Below are 13244 nucleotides of genomic sequence, written 5' to 3' on the forward strand. Positions count from 1 at the left end.
TATACCCACAAGATGAATTCTATAACAATTATAAATTTATATTTTAAACGTACCTATCACTAACATTAACCAACCTACAATAAACAGTACGCCACCAATAGGTGTAATTGCACCTATTATGCGAATTTGTGTTAACGCTAAGATATATAAAGAACCACTGAAAAATACAATTCCAAAGAAAAGTAACCAACCCGCCCAATTTACATTGATCGAAGTTGTACCACTAATAATACCTATGGCTAGTAATCCAAGCCCATGATACATTTGATAAGTTGTTGCTTTTTCCCATACTGATAAATATTTTGCAGATAGCTTATTTTCTAATCCATGTGCACCAAACGCACCGGTACCTACAGCCATCATTGCATTTAATGCGCCTAAAATAATAAACACTTTCATCATGATCTATTCATATCCTTTACTATTTAAAATTATTTAAAAATCAAAAATGGAATCGCCATTGCCTATTTCATCATCTGTTACTAATTTATTCGCAGTGAGTGATGGATTTGTGCTTGTATTAGATGAAGAAACACCTGATACTTTTCCACCCATTGCGTGAATCTCATCTTCAGAAACACCCTGCTTAGATGAGATATTCTGTGACTTAGACGCTTTAAAAGAAGAAGACACATTAAAACTGTTGTCACTATATACTTTCTTACTAGATGAATTGTCACTCACTAATGACGTTAACGTATGAATCGCATAAATATGTTTTTCAAATTCTGCGTTACTATTTGCTTCATCTGCTTGTACTAATTCTTGTTCAATTAATTGTATAATTTTATCTTTTTCCATTTTTAAACCTCACTCTCGCACCAATTCACAGGTTGTTTACCATTGGCTTGTAGATATGTATTTGCTTGCGAATAAGGCTTAGAACCAAAGAATCCTCTATACGCTGACAATGGACTTGGATGTGGTGATTGTATAATATGGTGTTTCGATGTATCGATTAATTTAATTTTTTGTTGTGCGGGTTTTCCCCATAATATAAACACAACGTGTGTTAAATGTTCTGATACCGCTTGTATTACTTCATCGGTAAACGTTTCCCACCCAATATTTTTATGTGAATGTGCTTCACCTTGCCGTACTGTCAACACAGCATTTAATAATAATACACCCTCGCGTGCCCAATCTTGCAAATGCGGCGATTTTCTTATACATCCCACATCATCTTGCAGTTCTTTATACATATTTCGTAAAGAGGGCGGAAATTTCGCATCTGGTTGCACAGAAAATGCTAAACCATGTGCCTGGTTCGGTCCATGATAAGGGTCTTGCCCTAATATAACCACCTTCACTTGTTCAAATGGCGTTAGATCAAAGGCTTGATAAATATTTTTTCTATCTGGATAAACAATTTCTGTAGTATACTCTTTTTCTAAAAAATCATGCATTGCAGCAAAATCATGTCGCGTAGTTATTTCATGAAAAACATCCGACCATTCCATATACCTCTCACCTCATTGATATAATAACATAAAGAACTACTTTTTTGCTTCACAATAATTATTAGTGGAACTTCTTGCTTTAAGCAAGTTTAGTACCACTTACGTATGAACTTTAGTTCATATATTCCTAGACCGTTTGAGCTTTAGCTCAGGTATTCCCTTATTCGTTACTTTCTCGACATCGCGATGATTAGTCCAACTACTTCTATAATAGTTGGACTTACGCATTTGTTTATGCAAATGTGTTCCTTTATACAAATGCATTCACTTTAGTGAATGTAACCCTTAAAAACTTTTTTGCTTCGCAATAATTATTAGTGGAACTTCTTGCTTTAAGCAAGTTTAGTACCACTTACGTATGAACTTTAGTTCATATGTTCCTAGACCGTTTGAGCTTTAGCTCAGGTATTCCCTTATTCGTTACTTTCTCGACATCACGATGATTAGTCCAACTACTTCTATAATAATATCCTTTTTCAATAGTGATAAATTTAACTTCACTACAAACTTCCTTTATTTAGAATACTCGACAAACGTGGTATGATATATGCAAAAGATATTTAGGAGTGAAATTCCATGGCATTGAAAAAAACATTAACAATTGCCGGTTCAGATACAAGTGCCGGTGCTGGCATGCAAGCCGACTTAAAAACTTTCCAAGAGCTAGGCACATACGGTATTGTAGCCCTAACTTCAATCGTCACGATGGATAAAAAATCATGGTCACATGATGTAACACCGATTCCATTTGATGTATTCGAAAAACAATTAGAAACGGCGATTTCCATTGGTCCAGATGCTGTTAAAACAGGTATGCTAGGTACACAAGAAATCATTAAACGTGCTGGCGACGCCTATGTTGAATCTGGTGCAGATTATTTTGTCGTAGACCCAGTCATGGTATGTAAAGGGGAAAATGAAGTACTTAACCCAGGAAATACGGACGCTATGATTGAATACTTACTACCAAAAGCGACAGTGGTCACACCAAATTTATTTGAAGCTGGTCAACTCGCTAATTTAGGAACATTAAAATCAATTGAAGATATGAAAAAAGCTGCTGAAGTAATTCATGAGCAAGGTGCTAAGCACGTTATTATTAAAGGTGGCAAAGCATTAGATAAAGATAAATCTTATGACTTATACTATGATGGTCAAAAATTCTATCAATTAACAACAGACATGTTCCAGCAAAGTTATAATCACGGTGCTGGTTGTACATTTGCTGCCGCTACTACAGCTTATTTAGCAAATGGCAAATCACCGAAAGAAGCCGTTATCGCAGCTAAAGCATTTGTTGCTTCTGCAATTAAAAACGGTTGGAAAATGAATGACTTTGTCGGTCCAGTAGACCACGGTGCCTATAATCGTGTTGAACACGTAGACGTAGAAGTGACAGAAGTTTAAACAATTTAAAAAGCCCGTCGTTAACTTGTAATGTTAACGACGGGCTTTTATGTTTCAGATTCTATTGTCTATTCAATAATTCTATTTATGGGTTATGAGAGCGTTGCACTTTTCACGTAACCATTACTTACATAAAATACAATATGACCTTTGCCTACATCATATCCGTATAAGCCATCGCCACTTGCTTTTTTCTCACCATTCATGGGTTCTTGATATTCATAATTTTGACCATATTGCACACGTATATCTTTAAAACTTACTGCTTTATTTTGTATATCAAAAGTTACACTATTCGCTTTATTTCCATTAATTTGTTGGAATGTTTGATCATATATTGTTTTAGTCGCTGTATCAGAAGTATATTGACTATTAACTTTAATACCATTAAATTCAACATTACCTGCTTTTAAACCATTATAAAATGATTGATCTAGTACAAAATCCCCACCTTTTGAAGTATAACCACTATACTCATACCAAGGTTGTGTCGTTGCTGCTTGTGCTTCGGTTTGTGATACACCTTCATTAGAAACGCTTATGCCTAATGCAGTCCCAAATACAATGCTACCAGCTACAAAAGTCTTTGCTATCTTATTCATTTGGTATCACTCCATTTAAAGATTTTTTGAATCAGATTACGATTCGATTACAATGTTACAGAAATATTACCAAAAGTGCAAATTTAAACTAAATATACGATTTATTATTTTGATTATTAGGTAACCTAACTTTTGTAATTGTCTAACAAATCATCAGAAAACGCTTTACATCAGCCTTTCTGATGTTATACGACGTTAGACTGATAAAAAGTTGATACTGTAGACTCATGTATTTCGCATGAAATTCTATTATTATATGTAGTGTAGAGAGATGAAGGAGGGAAACTCAACATGATTATCTACAAACAGGCTTTTGAAAATGGTAACCCAATATATGAAATTATCACCAAGACTTTCAAAACGATTTCTGTTAAGTTCGATGAAAGCTTCAACACGAATGAATTATATAAGTTACTCTCTCTACTAGAAAATGATGTTGATAACATGAAATTAAGTTATTAAGTTATTTTCGACTCATCGAAGACAACACAGAAGATGCAATAAATTGAAATTAGAAGAAACGATATACAATTAACTCCCCTTATTAAGAAATATGAAATTAAAAAAAGTATGTCTAAGTTGTCCCCTTAAACATACTTTGAATAACACATCCCTATAAACACACACCCTAAGTGGTACACAGTTAGACAAAGATTGTCCCCTTTGTTTGCTTGGAGAGCAACCTCGAAGCAGTTCTAACTGATGTACCACTCTTTTTATACATACAGTACCTTGAACTCTTCACAAACCATCATTGAAGTTTCATTAAAATCGATTTCTAATGATTCATAATACGGTTTAAAGAATGCTATGTGCGCTTCACGCCAATATGTTAACGATTTATCTCCTTCACCTTCCAAGAAAGCATGATGTTCCGTCACCTTATTGAACGGCGTTTGGTATACACGTGTCGTCTCAATCACACATTGTGGATGACCTTTCTCATTTAATACAACACTGACATCTCCTGCTTCCGGTAGCGGTTCACCTTCTACTTTGTAGGTCTCATAACCACTAGTTGTTGCTGTTTTTTCACCTTGTTTTACTAAATTAGCTAATTCATCTTCATCAACACCAAAAGACCATGCTTCAAATTGTACACCTTTGTATTTTGGAAATGCTTCAATAAATTTGCGCCAATACTGCTCTACTGTCAAAGCCATATAAAATCCCCCATATTTATAAATAGTTCGTTACTATTTAAAAATAACACAAAACGAAAAAATCTTCGCGCAGACATTTTGAATGCACAAAGATTTTTGTATTATTATATTAAATTAGAAAGATTAACCTTCTAATAATTCTGCTTTATCTACTGTCAATCTATCTCGTAATAAGTAAACAATGAGCATCGCAGCCAAAGCACAAATTGTTTCTGCAATTAATAATGACCATACGATGCCAGTTAAACCGAATAATCCATTCATTACAAATAGAACTGGGATAATGACTACACCTTGTAAAATAGCCATAATCGTTGCACCACGTCCTTGACCAGTCGCTTGCAACATACCAGTAAATAAGAAACCAATGCCATTTAATAATAATGAGGTCATTGTTACTTTCAACATAAATGTCGCCATTGCATCATTAGAGAAAATACCTATCAATTGATGACCTGTAGTAAACACAATGACCATGCACACTGCAAAAATCACAACGATTGTCATAATTACGACTTTAATAATATTTTTCATACGTGCTTTATCAGACATAAAATTGTAAGCAATTAATGGCACTACACCTTCACATAGCCCCATAATAATCAATTCAGGAAACTGTACTAATCTAAATTAAATACCATAACTCGCAATGGCAAAGTTACCATAGCCAGCTAAAAATAAATTTAAAACTAATCCTGTAACGCCCATTAAAATACTCATTAGAAATGCTGGAAAGCCTACTTTAAAAATTTCTACTAATATTTCTTTCGTCGGTCTTACATAGTTCAAACTCATTGTAATTATGTCGCTTTTTCTCAAAAAATAAATGATAAAAAATAGCGACGCAACAACGTTTGAAATAGCTGTACCTAAAGCAGCACCTACTACATTTAAATCAAAACCAAATATTAAAATAGGATCTAAAATGATATTCAAAACCACACTAGCCAGCATACCAATCATTGAGATAATTGGTGCACCAATGGATCGAGCGAATTGTTCTAAGATAAAGAACAATATGACAAATGGTGCGCTTAGGAACATTACTTTTAAATATGCACTTGTAAAACCAAGTGTTTCACCACGTGCACCTAATAAATGAGCAATTTGTTCAGTAGCGAAAATAGTCATTAAAATAACAATAACACCTAATATAAGGCCGCCATAAATAGAAAAACTACTCACAAATTTCGTTTTCACATAATCTTTCGCACCTAATAACCGGGAAATATAAGTTCCTCCACCGATACCAAATAAATTACCTAAACCCATTAACACTGCAAATATAGGTAAAGTGAGTGAAATGGCTGATGTCATGTGACTATCACCTAAAAATCCAATAAAATAAATGTTTAAAATACCATAAATTACACTTAATAAACTTCCTATCATCATAGGAACTGAAAAATGCATCATCGCTTTAAATACTGAAGATTTTTCAAAATAATATAACTGTTCGTCTTTCATTTCTATATTACTCCTTTTTATTTAGACACCTAATAATTAGATATCTAACTATATATTCAAAAATATGGTGGCTGTTAATTTTTCAATTTATAACAGCCACTTATAGTAACTAATCTTCTAAACTGCTAAGCATTTTAGATAGATTTTGTTTCATTGTTTCATTCTCTGCTTCTGATAACTGCGCACACACGAGTGCTTCAATCTCGTCAAATACACCTGTAAACCCTTCAACTAATTTCCTACCTGATGCAGTTAGACCTAAATTTTTTCGCCTAGTATCATCCGCGTCTACATAACGGTATATGAGCTTCTTACTTTCTAAGTTCTTAAGTAAATTACTTACTGTTGAACCTTTACGTTGTAAGGCATTCACAATGTCGTTCTGTGTAAGTCCATCCGCTTGGTGTGCATACAAGTAACCTAGCGCGTGACCTTGTTCGTTTGTAATATCATACATTTTCAAACGCTGATCTGCCTTGTGTTTCATCTCATGGCTTATCATTCTAAATAAATATCCATATGACTGTTCCAAACAAGCACCTCATTTAATTAGATATCTAACGATAATAATACACTGTTTTTTTCTAGTGTCAATTGTTATTTTGATATTTTTTTAATTTAAGAACAATACTATCATCACTTTGATTTAAAAATATTGACTCAAGCGCCATTTATACAAAAAAGCTGCCATAAAGTCGCTAAACTTGATGACAGCTTAAAATTCAATTTTTTAATTTAAAAATATTTATTTAATTAAACACGTTTGTCTTTTGCCCACCACATTGCTTTATCAGGATTATTGGCATAATACTCGTACTCTTCATCACTTTCAACATTAGGATAAGAACCTTTAAGTGATTTACCAGAGGTACTTACATGTAATAATGAGATAACGATAATACCAACAATACTTACTGCTGTTAGATAATATGCTGGAGATAATGGATCTCCTGTCTTCGCTACAAGTGATGATGCAATTAATGGTGTTGTACCACCAAATAGTGATACAGATACATTAAATGTTACTGCTAGTGTTCTATATCTTATATGTGTATAGAACATTGTAGGTAAAGAACCTGGCATCGTTGCTTCGTAAGTTGATAAGAAGAAACCTAAAACGAAGATACCAACGATTACAAAGATAATTGTTGTTGTTTGAATTAATGCAAAGGCACCAATACTCAATACAGCTGTACCGATAAGACCAATTAAGAATACTTTCTTCTCACCGATTCTATCTGCAACGCGTCCAAACATTAATGCTAATGGAATCATCACTGCCATGACTACAGTAATTAATACGGATACTGTTGTACTATCTAATTTCACAATTTCTTGTAAATATGATGGCATATATGAAGTTAACATATAGTTTGTACAGTTAAAGAACGCAACTGCCACAAAACAAACAATGATATCTTTATAGTAGTATCTGACAATTGTTAAGAAACCAATATTATCTCTCTTCGGTTTCGATGCAAGTTCATTTTCATAAACAGGTGACTCTTCTAATTTTCTTCTTAAATAAAAACCAAATATACCTAAGAATAAACCTAAGATAAATGGAATTCTCCAACCCCATGTTGCCATTTGGTCATCACTTAAGAAGAAGAATAATAGTCCACTTAAAACAGACGCTGCAATATAACCGGATAATGTACCGATTTCTAAGCCACAACCTAATGTATTTCGTTTTCTATCTGGTGATGATTCTGCTACATAAACCATAGCACCTGCGTACTCTCCACCAGTTGAGAAACCTTGTAATACCCTACCTAGTAAGAGTAATATCGGTGCCCAAACGCCAATTTGATCGTATGTAGGTAATAATCCAATGATTAACGTTGAGAACGCCATCATAATAATAGTTGTCGTTAATACGACTTTCCGACCATATTTATCTCCAATAATACCGAAGATAATACCACCAACGGGTCTAAGTAAAAATGCAATCGCAAATGTCGCAAATGTAAAAATAGTCTTGAGTTGATCATTTTCAACCGAACTGAAAAAATTTTGCCCTAGTATGACCGCTAAATAAGAATACAAACCAAAGTCAAACCATTCCATCGCGTTTCCGATACCTGTGGCAAACACAGTTTTTTTAGCTGCTTTAGGATCAACCTTATTTATATTACTTTTATCAAAATCCTTTTCATAATCCATGAATGTGTCCACTCCCTTAACATGTGATATAATTATACGTAGTTAATTAATATTGTCAAATTGAATTAAGTTTTACAAAGGATTTCTAAATCATTTTTATACAAAAAATGTATATTGATGATTGCAAAAATTCATCATATGCATTTGATTTTTACAAATAAATAAAAGTAAAATTAATGGATTATTTTTTTAAACTTTAATTATTTTAATTAGGGTTTCATCATGTTGATTTAAAATAACTACGATACTTTCGGAAACCATTTGGAATTGTATCAACTCATTTATACCAACAGTTTCGATGTATTTAACGCGATATGATGTCCACTGTAATCGTTGACTTTGAAGTGCCATTTGCACAATCATTTGTCCAGGTACAATATGTGCATGAATCGGATTTTGGTCATTGATTAATTTTAAATAGGTGTTTATTTCTTTAGCGTTTATACTTAACATTTTAAAATTTCTCCATAAACGTTTGTCTGATAGTTATACATTTAGACTTATTTTTATAAATTTGCAATTCCAAGACATATTTCATAAATTGGCGTACCTTTTTCTGCTCTATCACGCACATTTGTGCTAAATAGTGTATATTCACCTTTATATCGTGTATTTGAGTAACTTGGGTTTCTCTAAGTTTGATTTCCTTTTTTTGAAACGGTTGAAATAACGTAAATTCGGGCCATAACTTGGCGCAATAAAGTGGTTGAACGACATCTTCTTCCGAAATATTAAAAAACGCATTATATTGCCGTACTGCTTCAGCATTAAATATGATTACTTTTGTCTCATAACCATCTTTCAAATAAGGCTGCATTGCCCATTCCTCCTCCAATACCCATTGTTGCAATAGTACGTTTATCATTTTTCATGTGAAATAAGCGAGTTACAAGTGCAGCCCCACTTGCACCATACGGATGACCAGTAGCAATAGCACCACCATATTTGTTCAACTTATGTGCTGGAATATCCAAACATCTTTGACTGGCTACTACTTGAGACGCGAATGCTTCATTTAATTCTATTGCGTTGATGTCTTCTATCGTCATCTTGTTTTTGCGAAGTAACTTAGAAACTGCAGGTACTGGACCCATACCCAGCAATGTCGGTTCTACACCTATTGTAATGCTATCTTTAAATATTAAGCCTTCCTTAAATTTATGTGCTAAAGCAGTTTTTTTATCCATAATCATAAGTAATACTGCCCCATCATTTTTCATACAACAATTTCCAGCAGTAACTGTCCCCTCTGACAATAAAGGTTTTAAGCGACTTAATGTACGTACGTTTAATCTTTCTTTGATGCTATCATCTCTATTAAATATTTCACCTTTAGCACTTAAATTTATAATTTCTTGTTGAACGATATTGTTTTCATAGGCTTCTATTGTTTTTTTATGACTATTTAAAGCGTATTGATCTTGTTCTTCTCTTGTAATTCCATAGGTTTTAGCAACATTTTCTGCTGCTTCAATCATTGATGGGTCTTGTCCATCTGGTGCAAACGAAGCACGTTCAAAGAATTCCGGTAAATGTGTATCATAAACCGATTGTGGCCTTTTAATTTTCCATGGTGCTCTACTCGTACTTTCTACACCACCTGCAATATAAATATGACCTGCACCCGCTTGTATCATTCTACATGCATGAATGACCGCTTCTAATCCTGAACCACACTGTCTATCTATCGTTAAACCTGGTATATGTTCACTTAACCCTGCTTCAAGCAAAGCTTTTCTAGCAATATTTCCACCATTACCTACTACATTTCCAAGGATTACATCATCAATATGAGCCATCGCTTCTGAATAGGTTTCAGTTAAATGACGAAATAATGGTTTTAATAATGCTTCAGGTTCTAAATGTTTTAATGAACCGCCATATTTACCAAATGCCGTACGTTTCGCAGCCACAATAACAACTTCTGTCATAGTTTAAAGTGCTCCTTTCATATAACGCTGTTTCATAGTTTCACGTGCAATTTTCCCACTTTGGGTATGTTCCATTTTTTCTATTTTTAACAGTTTGGAAGGTATTTGATATCTCGCTAATCGCTTCGATAAAAATGCTCTTAGTTCGCTGTAAGTCACGTGTTCTGTGCCTGTATATAATAAAACAGCAATTTCTCCAAATTTTGTATGCGGTGCACTAATCACTAAAACCTCATGAAAACTTTCGAAATCTTGTACAGCACGTTCAACCTCTATTGGATAAACATTTCTCCCACCAATAATCATGCGGTCATGCTCACGACCGTGTAAATATAGATAGTTATGGGCATCCATAGATGCAAAATCACCTATACCTATCCAACAATCACTTTGATGTGCATCATCAACATATCCACTAAAGACCATGTTACTCTTAACTTTTAATTTACCAATACCTTTGTCGTCAGGCTGCTCAAGATCAATTTTCACATTTGGAAATAGCTTACCCACCGAATGGCTAGGGGCTTCATTATCATAGTTATAACTTATAAAACTTGCTTCCGATGTTCCAAAGAATTCTATTAACGTTGCATTAGGAAAATGCGTAGCAACACGATTTCTCAAACTATAAGGTAATTTATCACCAGTAGAAAAAATATATTTAATTTGTTGTATTTCCAATTGTCCAGATACATAGGCATCTAACATTGTTGGAACTACAAACAAAGCACAATGATGGATTGTATGATTATTTTGCATCATGTCCGCTAATGTCTGAGCATCAAATTGCTGTTGTCCAATAAACGTTCGTCCTGTGTATAGCGCAAAGACACACACAAATAAAGATAATGAATGTGACAAGGGGCCAGGTGCAATCATAGTATCTATTTCAGTTTTCATTAATTTTTCTGTTTCTTCATAAGAATATATCCAAGATAATTCATTTCTATAATAAGCTTTAGGCAAACCTGTCGTTCCAGAAGTAAAGCCAATATGTAATACATCTTCGTGCCACTTGAGTTGTCCCTGTTCATTTTGCATTTTTATCACTTCTAATTCACTATTTATTAAAAATGGGATGCCATAATGATCTATCAGTGTTTTAATCTGTTCTTCTGACCAACGATAGTCCAATATACAAGGAATACATTGATGATGAAGCATGGTTAAATATAATTCTATGGTGGTTAAAGGATCTTCAATTAGTAACCCCACATAACTATATTGTGGTATATGCTGAAACTGTTGTTTATACCATTTCATATTTTGTACTAACCCTGCATACGTTTGTTTATCTCGTCCAAAGTCTAAAGCATATTGATTGGGTTGTTTTTTCGCATAATCATCCATTTTCTTTAATAATTCCACTATGATTCCCCCACTGTTTGTTAACCTTCATAACAAATATGTTAACATTAAAACTGCTAAATAGCATGAATCTTTCCTTGTGGTAAATATGAACTTATATTTTCCATTTTCACCTCAATTAAGCGTTCATTTGGGTAATGATAAGTCAATATTCGAATTACATTTCATTAATTATGGGGAGTCATCCCATTTTGGTAATCAACCTAAAATAACCACTCTAAACCGTTGCATTTGTGTCACTAACTTGCAAAACGATTAAATACAAAATAGTAATTAAAAATTGTTTAAACCTGAGCATAAAAAAAGTCGACAAAGCATTTATAACTTTGTCGACTCTCGAAAATCTAAGCAACACTGCTTAAATTTTTAATCGCTACTCAATTATTCTAAATTAGCGTGATTTTGTTGCATTGTTTCTTCATCCACGTTCAGTTCAGACATTAAATCTAAAACAATACTATCTAATAATATCTGTGATGCCTGTTCAAAAAGACTACCTAAAGGTTGCGTTGATCCCTCAGCATCATATTTCGTGCCAGCTGGTAACTCAATCACTGCATTTGCAAGTTTACCAATCGCTGAATTAGGACTTGTCGTTAGTAATACAACTTCAGCTCCAACACTTTTAGCCTTTTCAGTTAAGATACGCAAGTGCTCTGTAGAACCAGAGCCAGAAATAACAACAAATAAATCATCTTTCGTAATCGATGGTGTTGTTGACTCTCCGACCACATGCGCATATTTGCCTAATTGATTTAAACGCATAGCAAAACTATTCGCTACAAATCCAGAGCGACCTTTACCAGCTACAAAGACTTGGTTCGCTTTGACTACTTGTGCTAAAAAAGCTTCCGCCTCATTATCTCTCACATGTGATAGTGTATGGTCTAATTCATCTAAAATTAAGCGATAATTTGTAATTTCAGTCATATTATCTGCCTTCAATCGCATCTTTACATGCTTTTGCAGCTGCTACTGGATCATCTGCATTAGCAATACCGCCACCTACGACAACTAAATCTGGTTCTTCTGCTACAACCTCTTTAATTGTATCTGGTTTGATACCACCGATAACAGCTACCTTAGAATTATTAATAACTGATTTAACTTGGCGTAAGCTTTCTAATGGTGATTCACCTTCAGCTTGTAAATCATAGCCAGTGTGTACAGCAATATAATCTGCACCTAATTCATCTAATTCTTTAGCACGTTTTTGTAAATCTTGTACTGCAATCATATCCACTAATAGCTCTTTGCCATTTTTATGCGCCTCTTCAACTGCACCTTTGATAGATGCATCTTCAGCAACACCTAAGATTGTTACTACATCAGCACCAAATTTAACTGCTTGGCTTACTTCATAATCTGCTGCATCCATAATTTTTAAATCTGCTAAGACTTTTACGCCATCAATATTATCGTTTAGATATTGTACTGCTGGTAAACCTTCGTTAATCACAATAGGTGTACCAATTTCTACGATATCTACATAATCTTTTACTTTATTTGCAAGCTCTGCCGCTTCTTCTTTATTTAATAAATCAATTGCTAGTTGTAATTCCAAAATGATCATCCCTTCTTGAATTAAATTATCAAAGCCATAACATGGCTAAACTTACTGATTACTCATTAAAATCATTTACCTAAAATGTCTACCCGTTTCATAAAATTTAAAACGAA

General features: G+C 33.8%; 15 protein-coding genes and 1 pseudogene. 2 read left to right on the plus strand and 14 right to left on the minus strand.

Annotated elements, in window-relative coordinates:
• Window positions 1-36 precede the first annotated feature (36 nt).
• Genes L987_RS02950 through L987_RS02960 form a run of 3 tightly spaced genes read right to left on the minus strand, consistent with a single transcriptional unit; the run spans window position 37 to window position 1460 of the window.
• Window positions 37-399: a DUF423 domain-containing protein gene (locus L987_RS02950; protein ID WP_103301711.1), complete on the minus strand. Its 363-nt coding sequence runs from the start codon at window positions 397-399 to the stop codon at window positions 37-39.
• Window positions 400-435: 36 nt separating this feature from the next.
• A complete protein-coding gene (locus L987_RS02955; protein WP_047502835.1) occupies window positions 436-801 on the minus strand; it encodes a DUF5327 family protein in 366 nt (121 codons plus the stop codon).
• Between the two features lie 2 nt (window positions 802-803).
• The gene (locus L987_RS02960) at window positions 804-1460 is read right to left on the minus strand and encodes a uracil-DNA glycosylase (RefSeq protein ID WP_047502838.1); all 657 of its coding nucleotides are present in this window, start codon (window positions 1458-1460) and stop codon (window positions 804-806) included.
• A 576-nt stretch (window positions 1461-2036) separates the two neighbouring features.
• Here L987_RS02960 and thiD point away from each other — a divergent pair.
• Window positions 2037-2867, plus strand: coding sequence for a bifunctional hydroxymethylpyrimidine kinase/phosphomethylpyrimidine kinase (gene thiD, locus L987_RS02965; protein WP_047502839.1), 831 nt, complete (start codon window positions 2037-2039; stop codon window positions 2865-2867).
• 92 nt (window positions 2868-2959) lie between these two features.
• Here thiD and isaB read toward each other — a convergent pair whose 3' ends face one another.
• Complete coding sequence (gene isaB, locus L987_RS02970; RefSeq protein WP_002484079.1) at window positions 2960-3469, minus strand: immunodominant staphylococcal antigen IsaB family protein; 510 nt, start codon at window positions 3467-3469, stop codon at window positions 2960-2962.
• Between the two features lie 291 nt (window positions 3470-3760).
• On the opposite strand from isaB, the gene vraX reads away from it, so the two are divergent.
• Window positions 3761-3931: a C1q-binding complement inhibitor VraX gene (gene vraX, locus L987_RS13875; RefSeq protein ID WP_002484080.1), complete on the plus strand. Its 171-nt coding sequence runs from the start codon at window positions 3761-3763 to the stop codon at window positions 3929-3931.
• Between the two features lie 254 nt (window positions 3932-4185).
• On the opposite strand, the gene L987_RS02980 is transcribed toward vraX, so the two are convergent.
• The 10 genes and pseudogenes from L987_RS02980 to hxlA all read right to left on the minus strand — a co-directional run bounded on the left by L987_RS02980 (window position 4186) and on the right by hxlA (window position 13128).
• Complete coding sequence (locus L987_RS02980) at window positions 4186-4632, minus strand: ASCH domain-containing protein (RefSeq protein ID WP_011303775.1); 447 nt, start codon at window positions 4630-4632, stop codon at window positions 4186-4188.
• A gap of 123 nt (window positions 4633-4755) precedes the next feature.
• Window positions 4756-6099: pseudogene (locus L987_RS02985) on the minus strand (MATE family efflux transporter).
• Window positions 6100-6208: 109 nt separating this feature from the next.
• Window positions 6209-6631 carry a MarR family winged helix-turn-helix transcriptional regulator gene (locus L987_RS02990; RefSeq protein ID WP_047502842.1) on the minus strand — a complete coding sequence of 141 codons (423 nt, stop codon included), beginning with the start codon at window positions 6629-6631 and terminating at the stop codon, window positions 6209-6211.
• 221 nt (window positions 6632-6852) lie between these two features.
• Window positions 6853-8265 (minus strand): MFS transporter, encoded by a 1413-nt coding sequence (locus L987_RS02995; RefSeq protein WP_047502844.1) that lies wholly within the window; start codon window positions 8263-8265, stop codon window positions 6853-6855.
• A 189-nt stretch (window positions 8266-8454) separates the two neighbouring features.
• On the minus strand, window positions 8455-8718 hold the full coding sequence (locus tag L987_RS03000) for a hypothetical protein (protein ID WP_011303779.1): 264 nt from the start codon (window positions 8716-8718) through the stop codon (window positions 8455-8457).
• Between the two features lies 1 nt (window position 8719).
• Window positions 8720-9082, minus strand: coding sequence for a hypothetical protein (locus tag L987_RS03005; protein ID WP_011303780.1), 363 nt, complete (start codon window positions 9080-9082; stop codon window positions 8720-8722).
• Window positions 9054-10196 carry a thiolase family protein gene (locus L987_RS03010; RefSeq protein ID WP_047502846.1) on the minus strand — a complete coding sequence of 381 codons (1143 nt, stop codon included), beginning with the start codon at window positions 10194-10196 and terminating at the stop codon, window positions 9054-9056. Before L987_RS03010 ends, L987_RS03005 begins: the two co-directional genes overlap by 29 nt.
• Before the next feature lie 3 nt (window positions 10197-10199).
• Window positions 10200-11564 carry an AMP-binding protein gene (locus tag L987_RS03015; protein WP_052190936.1) on the minus strand — a complete coding sequence of 455 codons (1365 nt, stop codon included), beginning with the start codon at window positions 11562-11564 and terminating at the stop codon, window positions 10200-10202.
• Window positions 11565-11945: 381 nt separating this feature from the next.
• A complete protein-coding gene (hxlB, locus tag L987_RS03020; RefSeq protein WP_002484088.1) occupies window positions 11946-12494 on the minus strand; it encodes a 6-phospho-3-hexuloisomerase in 549 nt (182 codons plus the stop codon).
• 1 nt (window position 12495) lies between these two features.
• On the minus strand, window positions 12496-13128 hold the full coding sequence (gene hxlA, locus L987_RS03025) for a 3-hexulose-6-phosphate synthase (protein ID WP_011303783.1): 633 nt from the start codon (window positions 13126-13128) through the stop codon (window positions 12496-12498).
• Between the last annotated feature and the right edge of the window lie 116 nt (window positions 13129-13244).

It is taken from the genome of Staphylococcus sp. ZWU0021, assembly GCF_000798895.1.
GTDB lineage: Bacteria > Bacillota > Bacilli > Staphylococcales > Staphylococcaceae > Staphylococcus > Staphylococcus saprophyticus.

What these genes read in the sequence shown, in the direction of transcription:
- L987_RS02950 (WP_103301711.1), bottom strand. Translation starts at nt 399, where the DNA reads ATGAAAGTGTTTATTATTTTAGGCGCATTAAATGCAATGATGGCTGTA.
- L987_RS02955 (WP_047502835.1), bottom strand. Translation starts at nt 801, where the DNA reads ATGGAAAAAGATAAAATTATACAATTAATTGAACAAGAATTAGTACAA.
- L987_RS02960 (WP_047502838.1), bottom strand. Translation starts at nt 1,460, where the DNA reads ATGGAATGGTCGGATGTTTTTCATGAAATAACTACGCGACATGATTTT.
- thiD (WP_047502839.1), top strand. Translation starts at nt 2,037, where the DNA reads ATGGCATTGAAAAAAACATTAACAATTGCCGGTTCAGATACAAGTGCC.
- isaB (WP_002484079.1), bottom strand. Translation starts at nt 3,469, where the DNA reads ATGAATAAGATAGCAAAGACTTTTGTAGCTGGTAGCATTGTATTTGGG.
- vraX (WP_002484080.1), top strand. Translation starts at nt 3,761, where the DNA reads ATGATTATCTACAAACAGGCTTTTGAAAATGGTAACCCAATATATGAA.
- L987_RS02980 (WP_011303775.1), bottom strand. Translation starts at nt 4,632, where the DNA reads ATGGCTTTGACAGTAGAGCAGTATTGGCGCAAATTTATTGAAGCATTT.
- L987_RS02995 (WP_047502844.1), bottom strand. Translation starts at nt 8,265, where the DNA reads ATGGATTATGAAAAGGATTTTGATAAAAGTAATATAAATAAGGTTGAT.
- L987_RS03000 (WP_011303779.1), bottom strand. Translation starts at nt 8,718, where the DNA reads ATGTTAAGTATAAACGCTAAAGAAATAAACACCTATTTAAAATTAATC.
- L987_RS03005 (WP_011303780.1), bottom strand. Translation starts at nt 9,082, where the DNA reads ATGCAGCCTTATTTGAAAGATGGTTATGAGACAAAAGTAATCATATTT.
- L987_RS03010 (WP_047502846.1), bottom strand. Translation starts at nt 10,196, where the DNA reads ATGACAGAAGTTGTTATTGTGGCTGCGAAACGTACGGCATTTGGTAAA.
- hxlB (WP_002484088.1), bottom strand. Translation starts at nt 12,494, where the DNA reads ATGACTGAAATTACAAATTATCGCTTAATTTTAGATGAATTAGACCAT.